Origin of the sequence: Algoriphagus sp. TR-M9 (genome assembly GCF_027594545.1) — a bacterium.
In the GTDB taxonomy this organism is placed as follows: Bacteria; Bacteroidota; Bacteroidia; order Cytophagales; family Cyclobacteriaceae; genus Algoriphagus; species Algoriphagus halophytocola.
The window spans coordinates 3,468,682-3,493,307 of sequence record NZ_CP115160.1 but is presented as its reverse complement, the minus strand read 5'-3'; the positions used below and the strand labels follow the sequence as shown (position 1 = coordinate 3,493,307).

Sequence of the window (24,626 nt, the reverse complement as noted above, 5' to 3'; positions counted from 1 at the left end):
CTATGGAATGAAAACAGCCGCCTGAGTTTTGAGAGTAAGCCCTACTGCATGCTATTAATCCAATCCTTGATCAGCTGGACGCCTTCCTTGTGGACGGTCGTTCTCCCAAGCTCTGGCATCGCAATCCCAACTTCAGTAGAATTCATTCTGTGCGTGAGGATTGATTCATCAGCTTTGCCCGGTACAATGTCAAAATCGAAGGTGCCAGCTCCATTTCCTGCAGCTACCGGGATTTTATTTACACCAAGCTTACGCGGGTCAGTTTGATCGTAGGTAAGGAACAGTCCCGAAGTACTCGCCGGGCCTTCTGCGCTGTGGCAGTGCGAGCAATTAATGTCTAAATATGCCATGGCCCGATCGTCTAGTGGTAAATTTTTGTCCTCATAATTGATCATGGAGGGATGTGCCGCAGCCCCTTCAAAACCCTCCAGTTTTCCTAACTCAGCCCAATGTGCGAGTTGGTTGGATTTTCCTGACTTAAACTCCAACTCATTATTAAGATGCTGTACTTTCACGCCTATAGGAGCGAGGGATTCGTTTTTGTTGTGACAGGTTTTACACTGGTTTTTGTTGGGGACCAGGTAATTGATCACTTGATCCTTTCCTTCATGATCAATAAAATCTACCTGGATTTCTCCGCCCACCACTTTGAGAATAGCCTCCGTCTGGCTGTCGTTCCAGATGTAGGGAAAAGCTTCCCAACCTGTTTCTGAATTGATCAAAAGCCTTGTTTCTATGATTCTTCGGCCTTGCTCGGGTTTGCTGAAGTCAACGGGGTAATAGAAGTTTTTGATCAAAACTGTGCCTTCAGGAAAGTCTAGTTCGTTGGATGCTAGAATCGCTTTTTCCCCAGCAGGGAAAAACACGAAGCGGCTCTTCAAGGCATAATCAGTAAAGAGCGAAGAGGCAGGTTGATAGGGTATTACCTCATCTACAGGTGTCAATTCCTTCAATTCTCCGGCAAAGAAACCATAAGTGGATAGTCTTTGATAGGGAAATTTCCCATCTGCCAATTCCTCCTCTAAAGCAGGTACTGGGCTAGAAGTCGTGGAAGGCTCGCTTTTGCAGGCAAGCACTAGCATCAGGATTGCCAGCGAAATACTGAGGCTCCAGGTAATCTTAGTTCTCTTCATCACATTTCAGCAATTGCGCTCACGTTTGTGGCTACGGGAACTGTACAGTTTTGGAATGGTGATGCATCAGCAAAGCCTTCAATATTGTCTTCTCCGTCCATCAGTGAAAAACGCGTGAAATACAGTTCGGAAAGGTTGCTTTCTGACAGGCAAATCCGCATAGGGTTAGTGCTGATGTCCTCGCTGATGGATTCGTCCCAGATCCCGTCGTAGATGATGTCTTGGGTTTTAGCCTTGCCATGCGCGTTATAGATGCTGATCAATTGCCCCAATTCTCTGGAGAGATCAGGAAAGCCTTTAGTCCGGTCATACTCATTGTCATGAATGTATATGTCGGTGGTGAATGGAGACCAGTTTGGAGCCTCGCTAGGGAAACCTGTGATCTGATAGCTGGCGATGGCCACGCCGGTGGTTTTGTTTCGAAGAATCCGGTTGTTGTAAATTTCCACTTCTTTGGCAGCCAGTAAAATCACTCCTGAGCCCGGAGGGATCATGGTCACTGTATTGCCATTGGGGCCTTCTCCCATAGCTGTCGCAAAGTTTTCGTGGTTGTTTTCGATGATGTCATTGTCGTAAATTTTGGTTTTGGCACCGTCTGCTTTTGGTAAGCCCGGTAAGTTGAAAACCAATATTCCGCCTGCATTGTCACGGGCTACATTCCCAAAAACCTCCGCATTGTCACAGTTCTCGATTTCGATTCCGGCCACATTTCCAAAAGCCAGAGAGTTTTTGACTATGATGTTTTCTGATTGGCCCACGTAGATACCCGCATCTCTGGAGTGAGAGGCGATCACTTCGTCAATCATTACATTTTTACACTGCACCGGATAGATGGCGTAAGTTCCGTTCTTTGACTTGTCTCCGTTTGTCCAGGTGACGTTGATCCTGCGGAAGGTGATTCCATCGGTGTGTTGCGCTTTTACTCCATCACCTGGCGCATCTTCTATGGTCAGGTCCTGGATGGTAATGTTATTTCCTACCAGTTTGACGCCTTCTCCCCCAGTTTTGAGGTTTTTGAAGGAAAGTACCGTTTGTTTTAGTCCTGCACCTTTGATGGTGATGTTTGACTTATTGTCTAGGATCAGCTGGGTGTTGAATTCATAAAATCCGGCCGGGATTTCTATGGTAGCTCCATCCTCAGCCATGATGAAATCTTCCACTACTTTTTCTGTTTGCTCCAGGCTTACTCTTGGGAGTTCAGAACTGTCGAAGGTTTGCTCATTGGAAGAGCTACTGCAACTGTAATAGAAGACAGAAAATATGGCGAATAAGATGACTTGTAGTTTTTTCATGGGGTGGGAGTGGATTAGGCTTTGCCAAAATTACCTATAACCTGAAAAAGTGCCCCTTGACTTTTGTCAATAAATCAGATTTTAGCGCGAATTCGGCTCAGGGTTTCTATGGTCATGTCCAGGAACGAAGCGATCTGCCCTACGGAGGCCTTTTGGATCACCTTGGGTCGGTACTGCATCAGTTCTAAATAGCGATCTCTGGCCGATTTGAATTTGGTGAAAATCTGCTGCTCTTCTAGCACTATGTAATACTGCTCCAAAATCATTCTGTAGGCGCGCTCCAGCTCGGGAAACTTCAGGAAGCAAGCCTGTAAGTCATCATGGGAAATTTTATAAATGGTACTTCGCTCTAGGGTTTCTATATTTTCAAAAGAAGGCTTTCTGGTAATAAAGGAGTGCATAGCGGTGACAAACTCCTCATCTAGGGTAAATGAAACCGTGATGTCACGATTGTCTCGGGTGTAGTAGCTTCGGGCAGCTCCTTTGGCGACGAAAAACAATTGATCACAGATTTGTCCTTCACGAACCAAGAAATGGCCTTTTTCTACTTCAAATTCAGTAAGATGATCAGCAAATGCCTGCTTGGCTTCGTCGCTGGTGGTGGGGAATTTGTTAAAAAGATTTGAGAATTTTTCCATTAGTTTTTTACTAAAAGTCTAATTTGGCAAGGTTTTTACCCTTGGTTAGAAAGAGTTTGATCACTTAATTTAAAAAGATCTTGGTTGAACTACCCGCTTTTAGGCTAATTTAATCAGCATTTCGACGAAACTAGAACTATTTACCGTACCATTTAATCCATATTTATGAAAAAGCTATTGATTTTATTCTTCGCTATTGGACTGTTCAGTACTGCTGCTCATGCTCAGTTTGGTGTACGTGCAGGCTATAGCAGCCCTAATTTTACAGATTTTGCATCTACAGATGCGAATCCGGGATTTCACGTAGGTGCTTATTATAAGTTTGGCGCAGGTTTCATCGCGCTGGAGCCTGGAATCCAGTATGCGCAGAAGGGGTATAAAAACAATGCAGCACCGGGTGGAGCGACTACCGAGCGCTTGAATTACATAGATGTGCCGGTTTTGCTTCGATTGAATTTCCTTCCTTTTCTGAATGTATTTGCAGGGCCTCAGGGCTCAGTATTGGTTTCTAGAAGCTATGAGGAAGGTGGTGATACCAACACCAATACAGACGGTGTGAAAGGGTATGATATCGCTGGTGTAGCAGGTGTGGGTGCCAATCTGCCCCTAGGTCTAAACGCCCAGGTGAGTTACGATTTCGGCTTGCAAAACCTGAATTACTTTGGCCAGGACGTAAAAAATAACGTGTTCAAAATCTCCATAGGATATGATTTCTAACCACAGATTTTGAGGAAAGTCCCAAAGCCTGGCTACTAGCCGGGCTTTTATTTTTTTACCCGGCCGGGATTTTCCTCTATAAAGGATTTCCAGCCTGCACTTCTGCCCCGGCTTTGGATTCTGCCCTCGTGAAAATGATGACAGAGTGCTACCGCCAAAGCATCTGTGGCATCCAGCATTTTAGGGAGTTCATTCAGTGTGAAAAGGGTCTGTAGCATGGCTGCCACCTGTTCTTTGGAAGCATTGCCGTTGCCGGTGACGGACTGCTTTACTTTCTTTGGGGAGTATTCTGTGATCGGAATATCTCTGGCCAAAGCCGCGGCCATGGCCACGCCTTGAGCCCTTCCCAGCTTTAGCATAGATTGGACGTTTACCCCAAAAAACGGAGCCTCCAATGCGACTGAATCGGGCAGGAACTCCTCGATGATTCCAGTGATGCGTTCAAAAATCTTTTTGAGCTTCAGCTCATGCGAACCATATTTTTTCAGATGGATCACCCCGTATTGAAGCAATTTGTATTTTTTGCCTTCAGTCAGAATCACCCCATACCCCATCACATTGGTTCCTGGATCGATTCCTAGGATGATTTTTTCTTTTGGTACTTTTTCTAGTTCTTTGCTCACCCCCGCAAGTTAGCTTAAAACATGCTAAGTTTTTACCTGATCTGGTCATTGAGTTACTTACTTTTGCTTGCATGGCTGGCTCGTTTTTGGCCTGCAAAAAGCCAAAAAGAAGGGCAGGGGCAACTAGGAGAAATTACCCTCTTGATTCCATTCCGAAATGAGATCCGGAATGCCGGAAAGCTAGCCAAATCCCTCATTCACCTCAGCAAATCAACTGTGCAAATCCTGCTGGTAGATGATCACAGTGAGGATGAATCTTTCATTTTTCTTTCTGAAGCATTGAAAGATTACCCAAATATCAGGCTAGTGCGTAGCCCTAGGCCAGGAAAAAAAGCTGCGGTAGAATTTGGGGTGAGTCTGGCTCGTACGGAGTTGATTGTGTGCTCAGATGCAGATTGCAGCTGGTCAGATTTCTGGCTCCCCAGTATGGTTCTGCCCTTTCAAGATCCTGGGATTCAATTTGTGGCAGGGCCGGTATTGGTGCAGGCAAGTCCTGCTTTTCTGTCTCAATTTCAGCAGTGGGACTGGGGGAGTATTTTGTTGCTGACTCAGGCAGGCTTTGCAAAGCAAAATCCGCTCATGTGTAGCGGGGCAAATATCGCCTATAGAAAGTCTGCTTTTGCAGGAGTGGAAGGATACGCCGGTAACCGTCATTTTAGCTCTGGTGACGATGAATTCCTTCTGAAGAAAATGGTAGAGCGATATGGGGCAGCTTCCTGCGTTTATTTAACCCATACTGATTCCTTGGTCTTCACAACTCCAGAGGAAAACTGGAAAGCCTTACTGCGGCAGCGTGTCCGCTGGGCAGGTAAGTGGCGCGCCAAAGGTAGCTTGTCCAATGGAATAGCAGCTGGGCTGGTTTTTGTGATACAGATGCTTTGGATTGGAAGCTTTGGACTTTTATGGCTGGGGCTGCACGGGGTTTTGGTTTTTGTGTTTGTATGGGGGATCAAGTTTTTGGGAGAAAAATTGGCATTGGGAAAGGTCTTAAGTTCTTTTAAGGTTTATCCGGGCTGGTTTAGCTTAATGAAAACTACATTTGCTCACCCGTTTTATGCTTTGGCAGTAGGATTAGGGGCGATAGGAGGAAAATTCACCTGGAAGGGTAGGCAGAACGCTAGAAGTGTTAATTTAGAGTCTGAAATTTGAGTTATGAGTGAAGCAGAATTTGACCTTATGGATGAGTTGTACTTTGTGCAGCCCTTTTCCTATTTGAAAGAAAGTTTGGACTGGGAGGACTCCTTGATTTTATCCACCCTGAAGTCCCTTTATACCCAAGGCTACATCAAGTGTCTGGATGATCCCGACTCGGAGCGCTTCGGAGCTGTGGATATGGAATCTGAAGGGAAGGATTTGTTTTTTTTAGCCACTAAAAAAGGCCTGATGGCACATAATACACTGTGAGTTTGACCACGATTACACATAAGTATCAACGCAAAGAACTGGAGCTCAAATCCCTGCTGGAGATCACGCAGGCGATCAACGAGAATCAGTCTGAAGCTGTGCTGTTGAATATTTTTAAGTTCACCTGCCTGGTCCACCTCAATATCAAATCCCTGGTACTGTATGTGGCTAAGGAAGGTGCCTTCGAAAAGAAAGTGGCGCATGGTGTGAAGGGAAATGTGCCGGAACTCATCCCCGCCGACCAGGTGATGGATGAAAAAAAATCGGGTGAGCTGAGGTTGGAATTGGAAGAAGAATATTCCTTTCAGGAACTGGAAACCTACCTGCCGGTCTACCATAAGGACAAGATGCTGGCGATATTATTTCTCCGGAGGAAAGATCAGGAAATGGATCTGGACCTGGACTTTACCCAGGCCTTGACCAATATTTTGGTAGTGGCTTTGGAAAATAAGCGTTTTGCCAGAAAGCAACTGCAGCAAGAAGTATTGAACCGGGAGATTGCCATAGCCTCTCAGGTACAGCAAATGCTATTTCCTGCTGAGCTGCCTATGGACAAGGAGTTGAAAGCCAAGGTGACCTACCTGCCACACAGCCGTGTGGGAGGCGATTACTATGACCTGATCAGGAAGTCTGAGGAGGAAGTGTATTTCTGCATAGCGGATGTTTCCGGTAAGGGGATTTCGGCAGCACTTCTGATGTCCAATTTCCAGGCAGCACTGCGTACCCTACTTAGAAGCGATGCAGACCTGCCAATGGTGGTGAATCAACTGAATTATACGCTTTTTGAAAACACCCATGGGGAGCGCTTCATTACCTTTTTTCTAGGGCATTTTAATTTTAAAACCCGCAAACTACAATTTGTGAACGCGGGGCATAACCCGCCCTTGCTCTGCCGGGCCAATGAAAAAAAATGCGAGTCCCTCGATGCGGGAACTACTATTCTCGGGGCATTTGATGAATTGCCTTTTTTGCAAATAGGAGAGCGGGAAGATCTAGGGGAGTTTTCCCTTCACCTGTACACAGATGGAGTCACCGAGGCGATGAATCCTGCACAGGAGGAGTTTGGGGAGGAGCGCCTGGAGCAGTTTGTCAATAAAAACAGCCGCATGGATCCAGATGATTTCCACAGGAAATTTCTCAAGCAAATCCGGGCGTTTTCACAAGAGGAGCCTTTGAGAGATGACCTGACGATGTTGAGTTTAAGATTTCAGTAAAATGATTTGGCATACCGTCCCCAGGTTGGTTCAGTATTGTTTTCCAAACAGGGTTTGGAGCAAGGAAGGGGAAGGAGAAGAGATTTACCTCACCTTTGATGACGGGCCTGTACCGGGGGTGACGGATTATGTGCTCCAGGAACTGGCAAAGAGAGGGCAGAAAGCCACTTTTTTCATGGTAGGGGATAATGTGCGTAAGCATCCTGAACTGGCCAGAGCGGTGCTGCAAGCCGGGCATGGAATAGGAAATCACACCTTTCATCATATGAATGGCTGGAAAACAGCACGGGATCAATACCTTTCCGATATCAGTGCATGTGCCCGTATTTTTGAAGATAAGCTGGGTGTTACCACGACCTTGTTTAGACCTCCCTATGGCCTGATCAATCCTAAGCAAGCTCAGGAGGTTAGTGAAAATTATCAGGTTATCATGTGGTCCATGCTGTCCGGGGATTATGACCGGAGTTTGCCTCCTGAGCGGGTGCTAGAAAAGTCCATAAAGCATACCAAGGCTGGGGCTATAGGGCTCTTTCATGATCAGCAAAAGACCAGCGCGGTATTGCCTAAAGTATTGCCCACTTATTTGGATTTTTTAGATGAAAGAGGACTGAAAACCGCCTTGCTGTGATTCTGGTGATTACCATAGCGGTCATGCTTATGCTGGGCTTACAGTATGTGGGGATGATTTTTCATCTCCGGTATGCTTGGAAGGATTATAGCAGGCCAGAGCGAGGCACTTGTCCCAAAGTTTCGGTTTTGGTAGCGGCTAGGAATGAAGAAGATGATCTTCCCAGGCTGCTTCAGTCTTTTGAGAACCTGGATTACCCCCAGGCCCAGATTGAAATTTTGATTGCCGATGATCAAAGTGAAGATTTGACCCCGGTTTTACTGGAGAGCTGGTGTGCCGGACATGCTAACCGTGAGTTTGTTACCGTGCAGTCTTCCGAATCAGGCAAGTTTCATCAGAATGGGAAGGCCAATGCCCTGGAACTGTTAAGTCATAGAGCGACTGGTGATTATTACTTTTTCACGGATGCGGATTGTGCGGTGAATCCTCAGTGGATTTGGGAGGGAGTGAGCTGTTTTACAGAGAAGGTGGGGATTGTCTTGGGCGTGACTGCAGTGCGGGGGCAGGGAGTTCGGGAAAGACTGCAGCGATTGGAATGGTGGTTGACCCTGGCCTATGTCAAGGTGGCTTCTGATCTCCGTATTCCCAGTACCGGACTGGGTAACAACATGGTGATCAGCAGAGAAGCCTATGAGGGAGCAGGTGGATTTGCGAAGCTTCCTTTTACGCTTACCGAGGATTTGGAGATTTCCAGAGCGATCTGTGCCAAAGGATATCAATTGGTGCACCAGGTAAGTCCTTTTATGCTTTTGCAGACCAAAGCTGAAGCAAGTCTGCAGAAGTTATTGGAGCAGAGAAAGCGCTGGATGGCTGGGGTGGTGACTTTGCCTTGGTATTGGCAAGCGGTACTGGGGTTACAGGTCTTGTACTTTCCGGCTTTGATCTATTTGATACTTACTTTACCCGGGCTAGGCTTGGCTTTGGCAGCCTTCAAGATGCTTGCACAGGCTGTTTTTCTGCTTCGCTTTTCAGCAAAGGCTGGAGGTAGAATCAATGCGCTGGAAGCCTGTTTTTTTGATTTATATAACTTCCCCGTCGTCCTCCTTACTATTCTTTACTATTTTTGGCCTGGCCAAATCAAATGGAAATCCCGAAAGTACTGATGAATTACATAGAAACACACGCGCATATATATTCTAGAAAGTTTGACTCGGACCGTGATCAGCTCATACAGGACATCAGGGATGCGGGCATCGAGCGGGTTTACATGCCCAATGTGGACGTGGAGACCATAGATGCAATGCTGGCCTGTGAGGAGAAGTATCCGGGATTATGTATTCCCATGATGGGACTGCATCCCTGCGATGTGAAGGAGGATTTTAAGGAGCAGCTAGATGTGATGAAAAAGTGGCTGGATAGGAGAGACTTTGCTGCTGTGGGAGAGATCGGTTTGGATCTGTATTGGGACAAAACATTCTTTGAGCAGCAAAAAGAAGCGCTGCGGATACAGATCGCCTGGGCTAAGGAAAAGCAACTGCCAATAGTTTTGCACTGCCGGGAATCCATGGATGAAACCATCAAAATCGTACAGGAAGAGCATGATGGACAGTTGCGCGGGATCTTTCATTGCTTCACAGGAAATCTTGATCAGGCCAAACAAATTATCGAGATGGGCTTTTTGCTGGGGATAGGAGGGGTAGCCACCTTCAAAAACGGAGGTTTGGACCAGGTGATTCCTGAGCTGGGGATAGAAAACCTAGTGCTTGAGACGGATGCACCATACCTGGCGCCGGTACCTTTTCGGGGGAAAAGGAACTCTCCGGCCTATTTGCCCATTATTGCTGAGAAAATAGGCGATTACCTCCAAATGTCCAAAGAGGAGGTAGCGCTTCAGACAAAACAAAATGCCCTTAACCTATTCCATGAATTTAGCTCATGAATTATAAAATCGTAAGATTAAACACCTCTGCCCGTACCAGTAAAACTTCTTCCGTGTTGATTATCTACACCGGGGGCACACTGGGGATGGCTTATGATGACTCCGGGGCTTTGGTTCCCTTTAATTTTGGTCAAATCCTGGAAAAGATCCCTATCCTATACAGTATGGATGTGGCGATAACGGTGATTTCTTTTCCGGAGCCCATTGATAGTTCCAATGTGTCCATGGTCCACTGGAAGGATATGGCCTACATCATTTATGAAAACTACGACAGTTACGATGGTTTTGTAGTCCTACATGGTACAGATACCATGGCTTATTCTGCATCCATGCTGAGCTACATGCTTCAGGGATTGAATAAGCCGGTCATATTTACAGGGGCGCAGCTGCCGATTTCGGCCATGCGCTCCGATGCGCGGGAGAACCTGATGACTTCTCTGGAGATCGCCACTGCCAAGATCAATGATCGGCCTATAGTACCCGAAGTCTGTGTGTTTTTTAACCATATGCTGCTGCGGGGAAATCGGTCCAAGAAAGTGCAAAGTGTACACTTCGATGCCTTTGAGTCGGAAAACTATCCTCCCTTGGCGGAATCAGGAATTGTGATCGATTACAATACCCAGGCGATCCGACCGCTGGAGTCGCATAAAAAACTGGTGAATCGAAATTCCTTGGACAACAATGTTTTGGTGCTGAAGCTTTTCCCAGGGATTACCAAAAAAGTGATAGATGCCTGTCTGAACATCCCAGGTTTGAAAGGGGTGGTGCTGGAGACTTATGGATCAGGCAACAGCCCAAGTGAGAAATGGTTTATGGATTCCCTGCAGCGGGCAATAGATAAGGGCGTGATTATCCTGAATGTCTCCCAATGCAACGGGGGGCGAGTCATACAAGGCCGCTACGAGACCAGTAAGGAATTGCTGGCGGTGGGTGTGATCAGCGGAAAAGACATCACCACGGAGGCTGCGGTGACCAAGATGATGTTTCTGCTAGGTCAGGAGCGCAGGCATGAGGACGTGATCGCCAAGCTAAAAGTCCCATTGGCGGGGGAGATGACCGCATAAGAAAATACCCCTAATTTCCGGGAAAGTTTGGAAAGAGCGAAAGGAATGTTTTTCTTTGCACTCCGATTTGCAATGGCAGATCCAAAAGCAACACAGAGAGGTGTCCGAGTGGTTGAAGGAGCACGCCTGGAAAGCGTGTATACCCGTGAGGGTATCGAGGGTTCGAATCCCTTCCTCTCTGCAATTAAAAGCCAGTTCTAACAAGGACTGGCTTTTGTTTTTTGTCCCAAATCGTGAATTAGACAGAAGGGATGAGAACCCTCGATAAGAAACAATGGGTTCGAAATCGACCGAAGGGAGATTCGCGAGGGGAGGTGCGGCATGGCGGTGGGTAGGAGCAATCCCTTCCTCTCTGCATTTTTAAATCCTAACTGTCCGAAATAATGGTGGTTAGGATTTTTATTTTTTAATGGGGTGTTTAAAGGGGTGTTATTTATTCACTTTTTCTCTTAAAGATGAATCTTAACTTCCTCAGAAATCATAACTCCATTCAATTTCCTTTGAAACCGAAATCTTTGACTTAAGGGCCTTAGTTGAGATTTTTTTGTTGTTGGCAAAGTCATTCGCCATTAGAAATTTATTTCTTGGCTTGTAGTCTCGTTAAATACATGGTAGAACCATTTGTTTTTATGGATTACAGATGAGATAAAAGATACACTTTTGTCTCATATAGATTGATTTATGAGATGCAAATGAGTTTGTGCATATTTCATGATACACAAGTTTCCCTATTGGTTTACGATATCAATCAATGGTTCAAAAATGTACAGAGATGCTCTCCTGCCAGATCCCTTCTCAATACATTTGATTATCTGATTGGCTTCCATTGCGTTAAGTAGCCGAGAGGCAGACGCTCTTGGCACTCCTGACTCTTTATAAAATCTTCCACTATTGAAAACTGGATGATTAAAAATAAAGTCCAAGCAATTTACAGCAAACTGAGAGTGCGTTGCCGTCACTATTTGCTCTTTCATAGATGCGTAAAGCGCCACTATTTGGCGGGTTTGATCATTGTTTTTCTTTGCCTGGCTAATAATCGCTCCCAGAAAAAACCTAATCCAATTTGTCCAGCTTCCTGTATCAGTAATGTCCTTCAGCGCATCATAGTAATCCCGGCGATGATTCTCCAAATAATCTGAAAGATAAAATACAGGTTCACTGATAATATCTTTATCAAACAGGAATAGAGGAATCAGAATTCTTCCTATCCGTCCATTTCCATCCAAAAATGGATGTAATATTTCAAACTGAGCATGGATAATTGCCAATTGAACAAGCGGATCTTTTTCTTCAAAATGAATGTACTTCTCCCAATCACCCAAGCCCTGAATCATATCCTGAACTGTGGGAGGAACAAATCTTGCGGTATCCATGGTGCTTCCCGGAGCTCCTATCCAATTTTGGATTTTCCGAAATTCACCTGGAGCTTTATTCTCTCCACGGACATCTTGCATTAGCACCGCATGCATTTCATGAATCAATCGAAGAGAGAGGGGTAGGGAGTCAAGTCTTGATTTTGCTGAAAATAAGGCTTTCCTATAATTAATAATTTCCTTAATATCCCCTTGTTTTTCTGAAGATTGGACTTTTTCAGCCTCATATTCCAACACTTCTTTTAGCGTAGCCTGTGTACCTTCTATTTTTGAAGACAGTACGGCTTCCTGAGTGCGAAGAGGTGAAAGCAAAACCTCTGGATTGATGATAGACTGAAGTAGTCCGTCATACCGGGCAAGCTGGCGATTGGCAGTACTCAGTAAATCAACAATGGCTGCCCAGTCTAAGTTGGTCGAAAGAAGTTCTTGTGGTTTGTAAGGCTTCATTTGTATCTCATCTATGCAATACAAGATAGTGTTGTGTCTCATTATTTCAAAAATATGATACACAAATTGTTTTGTGTGTCATCCATAAGATGCTAAACTCTTGTTCCAGCACTACGCTAGGTTTTTTTTATCACGTAGATGTTTAAAAAAAATGACTGATTATCAAAGGGTTAAAAATTTTAACCGGACTATTGTCGCATGGTCATCGCATTGACCCTTTCTGGCATTCGGATTTATCTTTTTATTTGTTTTCACAGCAAAAAGAAAAAAGGGGCTTGATCGAATTCTGAAGGACTTTTCATGGAATTTATTTTTAGCCAATTCATCGCTTGGTGTTTTTACCCAAATCATCAAATAACCGTTTATTTTTAACTCCTTGATTTTCAAGCTATTTACCATTAGTCTCATTGTCTTCAATGAGATTTTTACTTCTAAGAAGGAGTGTTCCTTGAATTTCTGAATTCTTAGCGAAGGTCTAGAAAAATGATTCTATCATGAGTATAATGAAGGTGTTCGAATTGACTTGAATAGAATTAGGAATAAATCGTTCGGTATTTATAGGAATGAATTGGACTAAAAATGTCCGGTACGCTGGGCCGAGGCCAGGACTTTTGGATACTTTTGCCTGTCCGCCGAAGGAGGAGTCTTCAAAAGTATCGAAGCCTATCATACCAAGGCGTCAAGAAGCAAGTTACCGCACAGAGATCCTAGTTGAGATTTTTTGGTGTTGGCAAAGCCATTCGTTGATAGAAAATTTGAGTTTTGGATTGTAGTCTCACTTAATACAGGATAGAACCTTCTTTTTTTCGCCCAACTGATAAATATACCCGAAGGGAGATTCGCGAGGGGAGGTGCGGCATGGGGGTGGGTAGGAGCAAAGGATCTACGTTTTTTGAGATAAAAAGAACCACAGCGTAACTTTTCCCTGATTAAGTTCCTTTTATCAACTCGTACATTCGTACGGTACGAGAGGTACGAGGGGTACGAATCGTACGAACCCATCTTTCAAGCTTTTTAAGCACTTTAACGCATGCCTTGGCATAGGAAAGCCAAAGTAAAAACCCCTATTTCTTATGACTTGGAAACGGGCTGAGAAATGCCTGGAAATGGAGGATAGGAAATGAATGAGCAGGTCTGATCTCTACAGTATAGCTACAGAAAAACTCCTTTTGAGCCAAGTTTTTTCATTTTCGCCTCAAAAAATACCCTGTACTAGACTAGCCCCAGATTTTTGGACATTTTTTTCTTGTTATGTTGAATTTAGTGAATGGATTCGATAACTCACTGGACTCATTCCATTCAGGTTTAATCGGATTCTTTTGTGATTATAATAATGGATGTATTCTTTGATTTCTTTTTTCAGCTCATTGATTGAATTTTACTTTTTTAGATAGAACAATTCACATTTAAGGGTTCCAAAGAAATTTTCTATTATCGCATTGTCCAAGCAATTTCCTTTTCGGGACATACTTGGGACAATGTTCTTTTTGTGTAATGTATCCTGATACAATTTCATTTGGTAGTGCCATCCTTGGTCTGATTGCATAATTACCGGTTTTTCCTTCGCAATAGGGCGTTCCACTTGCTCTAACATATCAATTACAGGCTTTAATTTGGCATTTTCTGACATGGTATAACTGATGATCTCTCCATTGAACATATCAATGATCGGAGACAAGTAGAGTTTCTTGTCAGTGACTTTAAACTCCGTAATATCGGTAGCCCATTTTTCATTTGGCATAGAAGCTTTAAAGTTGCGTTCTAAAAGATTTGGAGCGACTTTACCCATTTCCCCCTTATAGGATTTGTATTTTTTTGTCCGAATCAAACTCTGGATTCCCAATTCCTGCATCAATCTCAAAACTGTTTTATGGTTGAGAATCATGCCTTCGTTTCTAAGTTGAAATTTGATGCGCCTGTAGCCCATTCGCCCTTTATGTTCCTTATAGATCCTGGAAATAGCCTTTTTGGCTTCCAGATATTTATCCGGCTTTCTGGATTGTTTTATGTGATAATAAAAGGTACTTCTGGCCATCCCAGCATGCACTAACAGATCTGATAATGCATGAGACTGCCTTAATTCCTGGATGACTTCCGCTTTTCTTCTTTCTCTTTGTCGGCTTGAATTAAGGCATGGAGCTTTTTTAAATATGCATTTTCAGCTCTCAGGGAAGCTAATTCCTTCAGGAGCTCTTCTTCCTTGGTTTTGGGCTTTTTGATTCTTTTGGCCATGGGAAATTTTGGTTCACTTTGTTTCCTTGCTAAACCTTCAGAGCCTTTTTCATCATAAAGAGCTATCCATTTGACCAAGGAACCAGGACTTCGAATATTAAACTGAATACAGGTCTCCAATAAAGATAACGACTTCTTTCGCATGGTCTCAATAGCCTTGACCTTGAATGCAGGAGGATATTCTCTATTTGAAATAGGCATAAGGCCCATAATTCCGTGTTTTTGATACAAGAGAACCCATTTACGAATAAGAGATTTATCAACTCCTAAATCCTGACCTACTTTAAATACTGATCGCTTATCGTGGATCACTTGATCAACTGCCTCTTTCCTAAAGAGGACAGAATACTTCTTTTTACCTTTCATAAAATTGCCTTCAAATAGTGTCTAACTTTTTGGGGCTATTTCAGTACTGGGTATTTTTTTATTTGAAATATTCCTTTTCTTGCAAATGCTTTTTAGGTGAAGGAGAGTAATTCTGGGCTGACATTTATTGTGTCGCTGCATTTTTCCGACAGGTTTTGGGAGGGAAAAAACAAATAGACAAAAACCAGTCTGAATTCTTTGGACGAATGCCCTTCACCATTCCCTATACCTGTATAGGAACAAGAGAAGGAGATTGGGAGCATTTCGGACAAAGAACAACTTTATTCAACACCAGGTTAACCACAGACAATGGGTCACTGACCATATCCGTGGTTAACCATTGTACGTTGGTAGCAAGTTTAAAAGACGACACAGCAAGAATGAACGACAGAAATACACATAAAGTAATGGGACAAATGAACCATCAGACATCCAACCCCAAAGCCAACGCTCCTGTATTTTTTTGCCCAAAACACATTTTTGAAAACAATTTTAGCCAGCCGCTCAAATGACACATTTGCAAAACCACACAAGCCAACGAACAGTCCAAGTTCTGCAAAAGAGCCATTTTTTGCCAATGCGCAAATGAATAATAAAAATCTGTAAAACACAATCAACTAAAAACTATATGTTAATTCCATTAATAACTAATAATTCTAAATGACTTTCAATCTCAAACAGAAAATTAGTAACATATTTATCCGTTTACAGTGTTCTTTGCTGTTTATGAGAAACTTGGTTTTTGCCAAAAAAATCACATTGAAGCAGATTTCATACGTTAAAAATTTGGTTGTTTCAGGAAATAAATCTGAACTATTATGGATTGTTTCGGGATGCCATAAAATTTATATTAAAGGCTTTGGGATAATTCCCGGAAATACTTCAGGTATCAACTTTAAATATCAATCTCAGCAAAATTCCCTTAAGATTACTTTTTTTGGAATAAGGCATAAGGTAACTAAAGAAGTACTACTTGAAGCCTCTTCATTAGAAATAACCAATAAATTTATTCATATAACAATTATCTCACAGCCAATATCAATCCCACTTGCCCATCAAAAATTAAGATGCGTATTAGCCGAATCGACAAATATTATTATCGATATGAAAACTCCTAGAATAACCCCGCAAAATTTGAAAATTCAGCACGAACCGTTTGAAAAGTTTAATTATCTAACCAAAAAAAAATAACAATATGGAAAGAGATTTTTATCAAAGCCCAAAATCATCAAGTATCATGCGGTTCTTTTGGAAGGCTGCAGGAGGTGATCGATACATCTTGGAACGTTCAACTTATTCAGACCAAGTAAAATATATGTGTCTTGGGGGTATCATTGTTGCTACAGGATTAATGGCAGCTTTGGCTGGTGGATATGCTTTTTATACAATTTTTGAACCAAGGGGGTCAGCTATTGAACGAGAAAGCGTTAGCTGGACAATAACTATGCTTTCACTGGTGTTTGGGGCTTTTTGGGGACTGATGATTTTTAATCTAGACCGTTTTATTGTTTCAAGTACAGGGGTAGGTGACGGAACCGAAGCTATTACTTGGGGTGAGCTTAAAGGCGCTATTCCTAGGCTACTAATGGGGGCTATTATTGCATTAACAATCTCAAAACCTGTTGAAATTCGAATGTTTAAATCAGAAATTGATGCGGCTCTACACGAAGAACAGCTTAAAACAAGAAAAGAATATGAAGGACGAACAAGAGCTAATTACGAAGATCGCTTGTCACTAATTGATATTCAACTTGAAGAAATTTCAGAAAATAGAAAGGATATAATTGAAAGAATAAAGAAAGCAGAACAGGATTATACTGACCAACTAAATGGGAAGGTGTCTGGAACAATTCCAGGTAATGGTCCACTTGCCAAGGCTTTAAAAGATAATGTTGACAGGTTAATTGCAGAGCAGAATATGTTTGATGAAACCAATGAAGAGCGTATTACGGAATTAACAAATAACAAAAGAAAGCTAATCTTAGAAATGGATGAAGAACTGGCTAAAAATCAACAAGTAGCAGCTGGCCTTGATGGTTTATTACAACGGATTAAACTTGCTCACAAAATAGCTGGAGTTTGGATATCCTTATTTATCACTCTCCTTTTCTTAGCGATTGAATTGACTCCCATTTTCTTTAAATTAATGTTAATAAAGTCTCCCTATGATTTCCTTAAACATAATGTTGAGGAACTGATTAAAGCTGAGCAGGGAATTTACATACAGTACAACTATCACAAAGATAAAAATGGGCAGGAGAGGGATTTAATAACTCATCTAAAATCAGAAAAATTACTTGTAGAAAAGAAATCATTACTCAAAACTCAAGAAGAATTAACCCAATATGCTATATCCAAATACAAAGAGAATATGATGAAAAAGATTGATGCAAATCCACAAGAATTTATTAAAGTCCAAGATTTTCAAAAAGAAGAATAAAATGAATTTTAATCATTTTTTTTGGAAATTAACTGGAGATGACTTTAACGTAATAGGAAAATGTGGCCAACGAACAAAACGTCATTTTACAATAATTGGTTCACTGGTTGCTTTCATTTTCTCATTCTGTTTTCTTAGTTGTTATTTGGCTTTTTCTCAGTTATTTCGAAATATATATGTAGGTGTTCCAGTTGGATTATTCTTTGCTTGGATGATTACAAACATCTACCTTTTCCTTCTTTATACACTATCGAAGACGGGATTTCCATACATTCCAAACAAAACAGCTCGATATATCTCAACTACAATTAGAGTTATTTTCATTGGCTTTATTGCAATAATTGTATCTAAACCAATTGAGAGACTTGTTGTTTCAGAACAATTGGAGTTGGAATTAGAGGCGTTTAAAAAGGATAAACTTGAACGATATAAGAATTCTACACAAGAATATTTTGAAAAAGAAATTATTGCAATTAAAAAATTAGGTACACAAAAAGAGGCCTTGAATAGTGAGATAGATGAAACAGAAAAATCAAATTTTGAAAAGTTGATTCATTCAAGAGAAGCTGAAAGAGATCGGCTGATTAAATCAATGGAGCAACTGGTCGAAGGATCTGACTACTATATTCAAGGTATTGTTATATTAAACAGAAAATTCCCATTTTGTTGGTTTTTTACCTTTTTAGTTATTGTAATTTTCATTATTCCAGCTTATCTTAAAATATATATTCATAAAGATAGTGTTTTTTATAGAACCAAGCACTATGTAGAATCCCACTTGGTAAGGTCCGAGTATGAATTGTTTAAAGAACGATATAGAAGAATTTTCAGGTATAGGCATGGGGTAGAAGTTCAATATACCGAGCTTTATACAGACCCACCTTTTAATACTATAAGGAAAACTGACGATAAAAAAATCTTAACAGAAAGCGACCTGCTAGACAGCCTATATGCCTAAGTATGAAACAATAGAAATGCAAATTGAACGAAGAACTTATATAAAAGGTGAGTTCAAAGGGAAATTTATTGGTTATTTCGACCCAAGAAAATCGGATGGTCAACACGAGAACTTTTATGACCTTGAGGTAATAAGTGGAGAGATCAAAACAACTAAGGACAAAGACCACATTAGACATTGGGAAACTGGGGAACCAGAGGAATTTCAACCCATTGAAAAGTTCCTTACCAATCTTCCTGGAAACTTGCCCATAGAGGTAAGGGATGAAAACGGTAGTGTTAAAACCTACACTGTAAACCTAAACGAGACAAAATTAAGCAACTTTAAGCTCTCGAATCAGATTTATGAAGACAAAAAGGTTTTTGGTGATATTATTGGAGACATTTCAGGGTATATAAAACATTATAATGTAGAGTACATCCAAGTAGAAGTTCCCGAAGAAGTTACTAAAGTACCTATTCCTAATCCTGTTTCAACTAAAGCCAAGACGTATAAACAAACGGGTAATACCGAGACATCTGGAAATTATAAGCGTTGGGAATATTACTTTTCCGATGGCTCAATGTATTGGGGACCTTGGGAAAAGCAAAGTAGTTATGGTTCCGGTTATTCGTTGTGGGAGATTTTAGGAATATTGATTCAAATCCTTTTTGTGGCAGCTATTGTCATTCCACTGTTAACTTACGGATGGGAGATTATTTTGCCCATTGCCATTGTGATTGGATTAGTTTATCTATTGTCCACGTTTGGTGATGTCATTTTCAACCTCTTTAAATGGTTATTTAGGCTTGCCGGAATTGCGTTCTTTTTATTTTTAATCCTTGGTGTCATTTCGCTTTTCATAACCACCATTAAATCGCCAGTAGTAAAACGAGACGTTGTTACAGATACAGAAAAGGAAGGGAGGGAGGCAAAACCCGACCCTATAACGGGAGAGAGTATAATATCGCATCACAGGATTTGGCAAGACTATTCCAAACAGGAATATGCAGCAAATATTGAAGTAAGAGTTACCGATTATCGCAACGCTACACAACTAAGGAATAATCTGCCGATTCCTTTGCAAAGTACATCCCAATACAATAGAATTGTGTCCACTATTTACGATTACGACAGGAATAAATTGGACTTGATGTACTCAATGTTAGATAGTTTACAAGTAGAAAACAATTTAACCCAAATCGAATTGGCAGAGGTTATCGTTACTTTGATTCAGGACATACCTTATTCCCTAATATTGCCTGATGCTTGTGATTCCCGCATTTATAATGATGATTTTATTAGGGAATATTTGAGTACAGGGGGCAATTGCCAAGGTCATATCAAATATGGATTGCTTTCGCCCGTTGAGTTTATGGCAAGTTTGGTGGGGGATTGCGACACCCGGACACTTTTACTCTTCACGGTTTTAAACCATTATGGCTATGAAGTCGCAATGCTGTCCAGCGAACTATATAAACACTCAATTATTGGAATAAACCTACCCTACAACGGTTTGTCAAAGACAATAAACGGTAAACGATACGTAGTTTGGGAGACTACTTCACAGGGCGTACCGCCTGGAATTATCCCACGTGAAATCTCGGATATGCGGTTTTGGAACGTATCATTAATTTCAAACAAAAACCTTTAATTATGACAAATATTATAATCTCACTTGCTGTATTGGTTAGTTCAGCGCTTACGCTATATCTTTTAAATGGGCTTGTTCGTTTCAAATTGAAGAACAAATTATCAGAAAACGAAAACCCGATAACTGTCCCACTTTTTAAGGGAGTGTTGTTCATTTCTGGTGGATTATTATTGAGCGAACTTGTTCCATCTTTTCAGACCCTTACCAAAATCCTCCCGGGGCAATTCGAGGGAAATGATTTGATTATCAGGGAAATATCGTTTTACTGTATCTTTTTAGCGATTGTTTTAATTTTGTTTAGTGGGCTATTATGGTTTTCCACATTATTGTTTAGCTTGTTCCAAAGGGGGGATAATATTTTTGTAGAAGTTGCAAACAACAATCTCCATTCTCTTATCACTTTCTCAGCGATTTTATTAACCTTGACATTAGCTTTAAAAACAGGTATAACCCCGATATTAGATGGATTTATTCCTTATCCTACGATGCCGGTTTACAGATAAGAAAGTTATGGGCAAATTTATTAAGCTTAGTTTAGCCACATTATTTTTCCTTTGTCTGGTTGATATGCCTTATGGATTTTACCAGTTTGTCAGGTCTAGTTGGTTTTGCAATTTTAGCCTATCAAGAAAAAGAACAAGGCAGACAGACATAAATGAGAATTTACGGTGGACATGCTTTACTATTTCAACCTTTTTTCAAAATCGCACTTGGCAGAGAGATTTGGAACATAATTGACGTAGTTGTAGGAATAGGACTTTTAATATCAATATTTATGAAACCAAAGGAAAGCCAACGATAAAGCAAGCACATTTGCAATTTGAGAAAGCCAACGCACAGACCACAAATTGCAAAAGAGCTTGCTTTGCCACCGCAGACAAAATTGTTTTAGAAAAATCCCCCAACGCTTCAAAAAAAATAAAAATACACCGATACACATCCCGAAAAACACAGCAGAGAATGACACCGAAACTCAATATTGACAAGGCTTACAGCGACACGGGGGACAGAAGGCCAGCAGGTAACAATTTCGTTCCATGAATAATCAAAAGTTCATTTTCTAGCATTTTTTCTTGTTTGGGCTGTTTTTGAGGTGAATGCTATAAGCATCTGCTGGATTGCCCTTCAAAAAAACAAAGGCACAAATCCTTTAAAATCAGATTTGTGCCTTTTCCGTGGAGCTGGCGAGATTCGAACTCGCGTCCAGATAAGGAAACAACGTACCGTCTACATGCTTAGTCACCTGTTCGGTTTTCGACCGAGATATGCTGGATGACACACCTTGTCTCGGCTTAGCTATTGACCTTAGACCTGCTTAATAGCATCACAAGCCGCAACCCGATCAAGTCGACACCTCAGATCCACCCGGATCAGATAACGGGCGGTGAGATGTGGCCGGGGAATCACTATCGTGACTCAACCCTTTAAGCAATCTATCCTATGAGGTTAGATTAGGCAGCCATGGCGTAAGAATTTTCGCCATTTATAGTGTGTATGAATCTTTCAAGGCCGTACATACTCCAGCCTGCATGCGAGCCCGATATTCACACTTACTGTCAAAACCGGTCAGCCCCATTTTCGTAGTGGGATGACAAAAGTAATCCAATTTTAGTTCCTAGGAAGAAAATCAGGTAGTTTAAAATTTAAATTGAAAAGTTTAAAGTTTGAAAAAAGCAGGTGGCTGTCCTCAGTGGTCCGTGGACATCTGCACTGAAATACTGAATGCCGACCACTGATTCCTGATTACTCTTTTTTCATTTCTTCCAAAAGATGGCCTTCAAACTCAATTCTTTACGGAAAATCTTTTGAATAGCTCGGATTTCAGGCTTTCTGAGTAGGGAGTTTTTTATATCTTGCAGCGATGGAAAATTTCGTCGTTTCGGCAAGAAAATACAGACCGGCAGATTTCAGAAGTGTAGTGGGGCAGCAACATATCACCACCACCCTTCAAAATGCGATCAAAAACAATCACTTAGCTCAGGCTTTTTTGTTTTGTGGTCCACGTGGTGTGGGCAAGACTACCTGTGCCCGTATCCTCGCTAAGACGATTAACTGTGAAAACCTGGGTGCTGACTACGAAGCCTGCGGAAAATGTGAATCCTGCGTTTCTTTTCAGAACAACAGCTCCTTCAATATCTACGAGCTAGATGCTGCCTCGAATAACTCCGTAGATGATATCCGTAACCTGGTGGATCAGGTCCGCTATGCCCCTCAAAAAGGACAATACAAAGTCTATATCATAGATGAGGTGCACATGCTTTCCAATCAGGCTTTCAATGCTTTTTTGAAAACCCTGGAGGAGCCTCCTAAGTATGCCATCTTCATTTTGGCGACTACCGAGAAACATAAGATTATCCCCACCATTCTTTCCCGCTGTCAGATTTTTGATTTCAATAGAATTCAAATCAAGGACATCGCGGGACACTTGCAGCACATCGCTGAGAAGGAAAAGGTGGATTACGAAGAGGAAGCGCTTCGCCTGATTGCCACAAAAGCCGACGGAGCCCTGCGCGATGCACTTTCCATGTTTGACCTGATCGTCACTTATTCCGCCGGAAAAAAGGTGACTTATCAGGAAACCATAGGGAATCTCCATATTCTGGATTACGATTACTACTTCAAAGTGGTAGATGCGCTGGTGGGGGAAGACTTGTCACAGGTTCTCCTGATCTTCGATGAGATTTTGAAAAAGGGCTTTGATGGCCATAATTTCATAGTGGGACTCTGTGAGCACTTTAGAGACCTTTTGGTGGCCAAAGACTCCGCTACAGTGGAGCTGATCGAAGTGTCTGAGGCGGCGCGTGAGCGATATTTGCAGCAGACTGAATCCGCATCCGCTTCTTTTTTGCTTTCCGCACTGAATATTGCAAATCAATGCGATATCAATTATAAGACTTCCAAAAACCAGCGACTGCATGTAGAGCTTGCGCTGATGAAAATGGCCAAACTCCCGCAGGCATTCAAACTGGCAAGCCTGGCAGCGGCTGAAGCAAAAAAAAAAGTCTGACGGACGCAGCTGAACCGGAGGCTAAAGATCAGGCAGCACCCATTCCTATCCCTACTTCCAGCACTTCCAAAGCAAGTCCGCTACAGAAGACTATTGCCATTCCCAAGAACCTGGGCCAAACCAAAAAACTGGTTGACGACAGGGCCAAGCAGGAGGTGAATGCCGCTCAGGATGCCCAAGAAGAGGTGAAGCCAAAATTTGTAGACCAGGGGATTGCTTTGAGTGCGAAGGTGTTTGATGAGACTTTACCCAAGGTAAAAGCCCATTACCAGGGGCTGGGCAAAGGAATGGAGCTGGCCATACTAGGTCAGGCAATGTGTGCTCAGGAAGGCCTGCTGGTCTTAGAGGTCATGGGGCATGTGCAGGAGGAAATCGCTCAGAAAATGAAACCGGAACTGATGCAGTTGATCCGGGAAATATCCGGGGCTTCGGGCTTTAAAATTTCTATAGAACTCAAAGAAGAACTCGAGCAAAAGCAAAAAGTATATTACACCGACACGGATAAGTTCATGCGCCTGAAAGAACTTCATCCTGCCCTGACTGAGTTTCAGCGGAGGTTTGGCTTGGAGACAGACTTTTAGAAGTCCAGAGAAATCCCAAAATTTATCAGGTTTTGGAGTTGGATGGCCTGTTTGGAGGTGCCGTCATCCTGCTGGATAAATACACTTTCATCGTAAATAATCACGGTTTCTATTCTAGTAGAAATGAATTTATTGACCCGCATACGGATGATGGAATTGAAGTTTACCACCATATTGCCAAACACCTCATAATTCGAAAAGAGGTTTAGGTCGGATTTCCAAGTGACATTTTTCATCAGCTGAACCTCTGCTACAGAAGCAGCCAGGGACATTCCTGCCTCGGCCCGTACATTTTCACCGGGTACCACCCCAAAAGCCCCGGCTCTGCTCAGGGAATCGTCTAATACTATGGTGAACCTTCCGGTAAAAGGAGAGAGAATCACGGAGACCTTACTCTTGTCTTTGTAGGTTTTCCTGTAGTTCAAACCCGTGGAGGATTGTACATAGCCGGGAGATAACAAATCTGAAATTTTCGTCCTGATTTCCTGTTCACTTCCGGAAGGTTTCGAGTATTTATACCCAGGGAGAAGCTGGGTTCTGGCATCCAGCTGAGTGGACAGGTAGAAGAATTCTGACAGTTCCCGCCCATAGTTGCTGACAAACTGGAAATTGTCGTTGGTTTTACGCGTACGGAAATCCCTGTCGGCTTGTCTGTTAAAACCCAGGTTGACGTTCAGCTGGGTGTCCCAAACCTTGTTTTCCTTTTTATAATTAGCATAGAGCGAAAGTCCAGAATTCATGGCAAAGGTGCTGGATCCCCCCGCTGCCCAGTTGGATAGGGTGACTTGCTGGATGTTCAGGTTGTAATTTCCCCCGGTTTTCCAAAAGATCTCCTTTTTAGGTTCTTCTATCAATAAGGAATCACCGAGCATGAGCAAGGTGTCTCCATTGATCAGTACAGTATCGGGAATGTACTGTCTGTCTTGAGCCAGCGTGCTGAGGCTTAGGCCTAGAAATAATCCTAAAAACAGGAGATACTTTGACATTTAAAAAAGAC

At 42.2% G+C, this 24,626-nt stretch carries 22 protein-coding genes, 1 tRNA gene, 1 other RNA gene and 2 pseudogenes; 17 read left to right on the top strand and 9 right to left on the bottom strand.

The window, feature by feature from the left end; genetic code table 11:
• Positions 1-41: 41 nt before the first annotated feature.
• The 3 genes from PBT90_RS14560 to PBT90_RS14550 all read right to left on the bottom strand — a co-directional run bounded on the left by PBT90_RS14560 (position 42) and on the right by PBT90_RS14550 (position 3,063).
• Positions 42-1,133 carry an SO2930 family diheme c-type cytochrome gene (locus tag PBT90_RS14560; protein ID WP_270129815.1) on the bottom strand — a complete coding sequence of 364 codons (1,092 nt, stop codon included), beginning with the start codon at positions 1,131-1,133 and terminating at the stop codon, positions 42-44.
• Positions 1,133-2,425: a parallel beta-helix domain-containing protein gene (locus PBT90_RS14555; protein ID WP_264811310.1), complete on the bottom strand. Its 1,293-nt coding sequence runs from the start codon at positions 2,423-2,425 to the stop codon at positions 1,133-1,135. Before PBT90_RS14555 ends, PBT90_RS14560 begins: the two co-directional genes overlap by 1 nt.
• Before the next feature lie 74 nt (positions 2,426-2,499).
• On the bottom strand, positions 2,500-3,063 hold the full coding sequence (locus tag PBT90_RS14550) for a Crp/Fnr family transcriptional regulator (protein WP_264811309.1): 564 nt from the start codon (positions 3,061-3,063) through the stop codon (positions 2,500-2,502).
• 165 nt (positions 3,064-3,228) lie between these two features.
• Between PBT90_RS14550 and PBT90_RS14545 the strand changes: the two genes are divergently transcribed.
• Entirely contained in the window at positions 3,229-3,780 is a 552-nt protein-coding gene (locus tag PBT90_RS14545) for a porin family protein (RefSeq protein WP_264811308.1), read from the top strand.
• Positions 3,781-3,827: 47 nt separating this feature from the next.
• Here PBT90_RS14545 and ruvC read toward each other — a convergent pair whose 3' ends face one another.
• On the bottom strand, positions 3,828-4,403 hold the full coding sequence (ruvC, locus tag PBT90_RS14540) for a crossover junction endodeoxyribonuclease RuvC (RefSeq protein ID WP_264811307.1): 576 nt from the start codon (positions 4,401-4,403) through the stop codon (positions 3,828-3,830).
• Positions 4,404-4,424: 21 nt separating this feature from the next.
• On the opposite strand from ruvC, the gene PBT90_RS14535 reads away from it, so the two are divergent.
• From PBT90_RS14535 to PBT90_RS14500, 8 genes are all read left to right on the top strand, one after another.
• Positions 4,425-5,552: a glycosyltransferase gene (locus tag PBT90_RS14535; RefSeq protein ID WP_264811306.1), complete on the top strand. Its 1,128-nt coding sequence runs from the start codon at positions 4,425-4,427 to the stop codon at positions 5,550-5,552.
• 3 nt (positions 5,553-5,555) lie between these two features.
• Positions 5,556-5,807, top strand: coding sequence for a hypothetical protein (locus PBT90_RS14530; RefSeq protein ID WP_264811305.1), 252 nt, complete (start codon positions 5,556-5,558; stop codon positions 5,805-5,807).
• A 2-nt stretch (positions 5,808-5,809) separates the two neighbouring features.
• Positions 5,810-7,021: a PP2C family protein-serine/threonine phosphatase gene (locus PBT90_RS14525; protein ID WP_264811304.1), complete on the top strand. Its 1,212-nt coding sequence runs from the start codon at positions 5,810-5,812 to the stop codon at positions 7,019-7,021.
• Between the two features lies 1 nt (position 7,022).
• Positions 7,023-7,649, top strand: coding sequence for a polysaccharide deacetylase family protein (locus PBT90_RS14520; RefSeq protein WP_270129810.1), 627 nt, complete (start codon positions 7,023-7,025; stop codon positions 7,647-7,649).
• Positions 7,646-8,752, top strand: a complete 1,107-nt coding sequence (locus PBT90_RS14515) for a glycosyltransferase (RefSeq protein WP_270129808.1) — start codon at positions 7,646-7,648, stop codon at positions 8,750-8,752. Before PBT90_RS14520 ends, PBT90_RS14515 begins: the two co-directional genes overlap by 4 nt.
• Complete coding sequence (locus PBT90_RS14510) at positions 8,752-9,528, top strand: TatD family hydrolase (protein ID WP_270133184.1); 777 nt, start codon at positions 8,752-8,754, stop codon at positions 9,526-9,528. Before PBT90_RS14515 ends, PBT90_RS14510 begins: the two co-directional genes overlap by 1 nt.
• The gene (locus tag PBT90_RS14505) at positions 9,525-10,592 is read left to right on the top strand and encodes an asparaginase (protein WP_264811301.1); all 1,068 of its coding nucleotides are present in this window, start codon (positions 9,525-9,527) and stop codon (positions 10,590-10,592) included. The genes PBT90_RS14510 and PBT90_RS14505 overlap by 4 nt, the downstream gene beginning before the upstream one ends.
• 94 nt (positions 10,593-10,686) lie before the next feature.
• Positions 10,687-10,773, top strand: a tRNA-Ser gene (locus tag PBT90_RS14500).
• A 547-nt stretch (positions 10,774-11,320) separates the two neighbouring features.
• On the opposite strand, the gene PBT90_RS14495 is transcribed toward PBT90_RS14500, so the two are convergent.
• From PBT90_RS14495 to PBT90_RS14485, 3 genes and pseudogenes are all read right to left on the bottom strand, one after another.
• The gene (locus tag PBT90_RS14495) at positions 11,321-12,454 is read right to left on the bottom strand and encodes a Fic family protein (protein WP_270129806.1); all 1,134 of its coding nucleotides are present in this window, start codon (positions 12,452-12,454) and stop codon (positions 11,321-11,323) included.
• Positions 12,455-13,661: 1,207 nt separating this feature from the next.
• Positions 13,662-14,564 (bottom strand): annotated as a pseudogene (locus PBT90_RS14490) (IS3 family transposase).
• Positions 14,489-15,010, bottom strand: coding sequence for a transposase (locus tag PBT90_RS14485; RefSeq protein ID WP_264807667.1), 522 nt, complete (start codon positions 15,008-15,010; stop codon positions 14,489-14,491). Before PBT90_RS14485 ends, PBT90_RS14490 begins: the two are co-directional and overlap by 76 nt.
• Positions 15,011-15,670: 660 nt before the next feature.
• On the opposite strand from PBT90_RS14485, the gene PBT90_RS14480 reads away from it, so the two are divergent.
• The 6 genes and pseudogenes from PBT90_RS14480 (at position 15,671) to PBT90_RS20470 (ending at position 20,843) form a co-directional block, all read left to right on the top strand.
• Positions 15,671-16,201: a hypothetical protein gene (locus PBT90_RS14480; protein WP_270129804.1), complete on the top strand. Its 531-nt coding sequence runs from the start codon at positions 15,671-15,673 to the stop codon at positions 16,199-16,201.
• A 4-nt stretch (positions 16,202-16,205) separates the two neighbouring features.
• Positions 16,206-17,450, top strand: coding sequence for a DUF4407 domain-containing protein (locus tag PBT90_RS14475; RefSeq protein ID WP_270129802.1), 1,245 nt, complete (start codon positions 16,206-16,208; stop codon positions 17,448-17,450).
• Between the two features lies 1 nt (position 17,451).
• Entirely contained in the window at positions 17,452-18,408 is a 957-nt protein-coding gene (locus tag PBT90_RS14470) for a DUF4407 domain-containing protein (protein WP_270129800.1), read from the top strand.
• Positions 18,401-20,041 carry a hypothetical protein gene (locus tag PBT90_RS14465; protein ID WP_270129798.1) on the top strand — a complete coding sequence of 547 codons (1,641 nt, stop codon included), beginning with the start codon at positions 18,401-18,403 and terminating at the stop codon, positions 20,039-20,041. Before PBT90_RS14470 ends, PBT90_RS14465 begins: the two co-directional genes overlap by 8 nt.
• 2 nt (positions 20,042-20,043) lie before the next feature.
• A complete protein-coding gene (locus PBT90_RS14460; protein WP_270129796.1) occupies positions 20,044-20,544 on the top strand; it encodes a hypothetical protein in 501 nt (166 codons plus the stop codon).
• Positions 20,504-20,843 (top strand): annotated as a pseudogene (locus tag PBT90_RS20470) (DUF6804 family protein). Before PBT90_RS14460 ends, PBT90_RS20470 begins: the two are co-directional and overlap by 41 nt.
• Positions 20,844-21,214: 371 nt before the next feature.
• Here PBT90_RS20470 and ssrA read toward each other — a convergent pair.
• Positions 21,215-21,615: a transfer-messenger RNA gene (ssrA, locus tag PBT90_RS14455) on the bottom strand.
• Between the two features lie 287 nt (positions 21,616-21,902).
• On the opposite strand from ssrA, the gene PBT90_RS14450 reads away from it, so the two are divergent.
• Both PBT90_RS14450 and PBT90_RS14445 read left to right on the top strand, forming a co-directional pair.
• Positions 21,903-23,048: a DNA polymerase III subunit gamma/tau gene (locus tag PBT90_RS14450; protein ID WP_270129794.1), complete on the top strand. Its 1,146-nt coding sequence runs from the start codon at positions 21,903-21,905 to the stop codon at positions 23,046-23,048.
• A gap of 155 nt (positions 23,049-23,203) precedes the next feature.
• Positions 23,204-23,629 carry a hypothetical protein gene (locus tag PBT90_RS14445; protein WP_270129792.1) on the top strand — a complete coding sequence of 142 codons (426 nt, stop codon included), beginning with the start codon at positions 23,204-23,206 and terminating at the stop codon, positions 23,627-23,629.
• Here the strand turns inward: PBT90_RS14445 and PBT90_RS14440 are convergent.
• The gene (locus PBT90_RS14440) at positions 23,626-24,615 is read right to left on the bottom strand and encodes a DUF3078 domain-containing protein (protein ID WP_264811295.1); all 990 of its coding nucleotides are present in this window, start codon (positions 24,613-24,615) and stop codon (positions 23,626-23,628) included. The two genes, PBT90_RS14445 and PBT90_RS14440, sit on opposite strands and share 4 nt — an antisense overlap.
• Between the last annotated feature and the right edge of the window lie 11 nt (positions 24,616-24,626).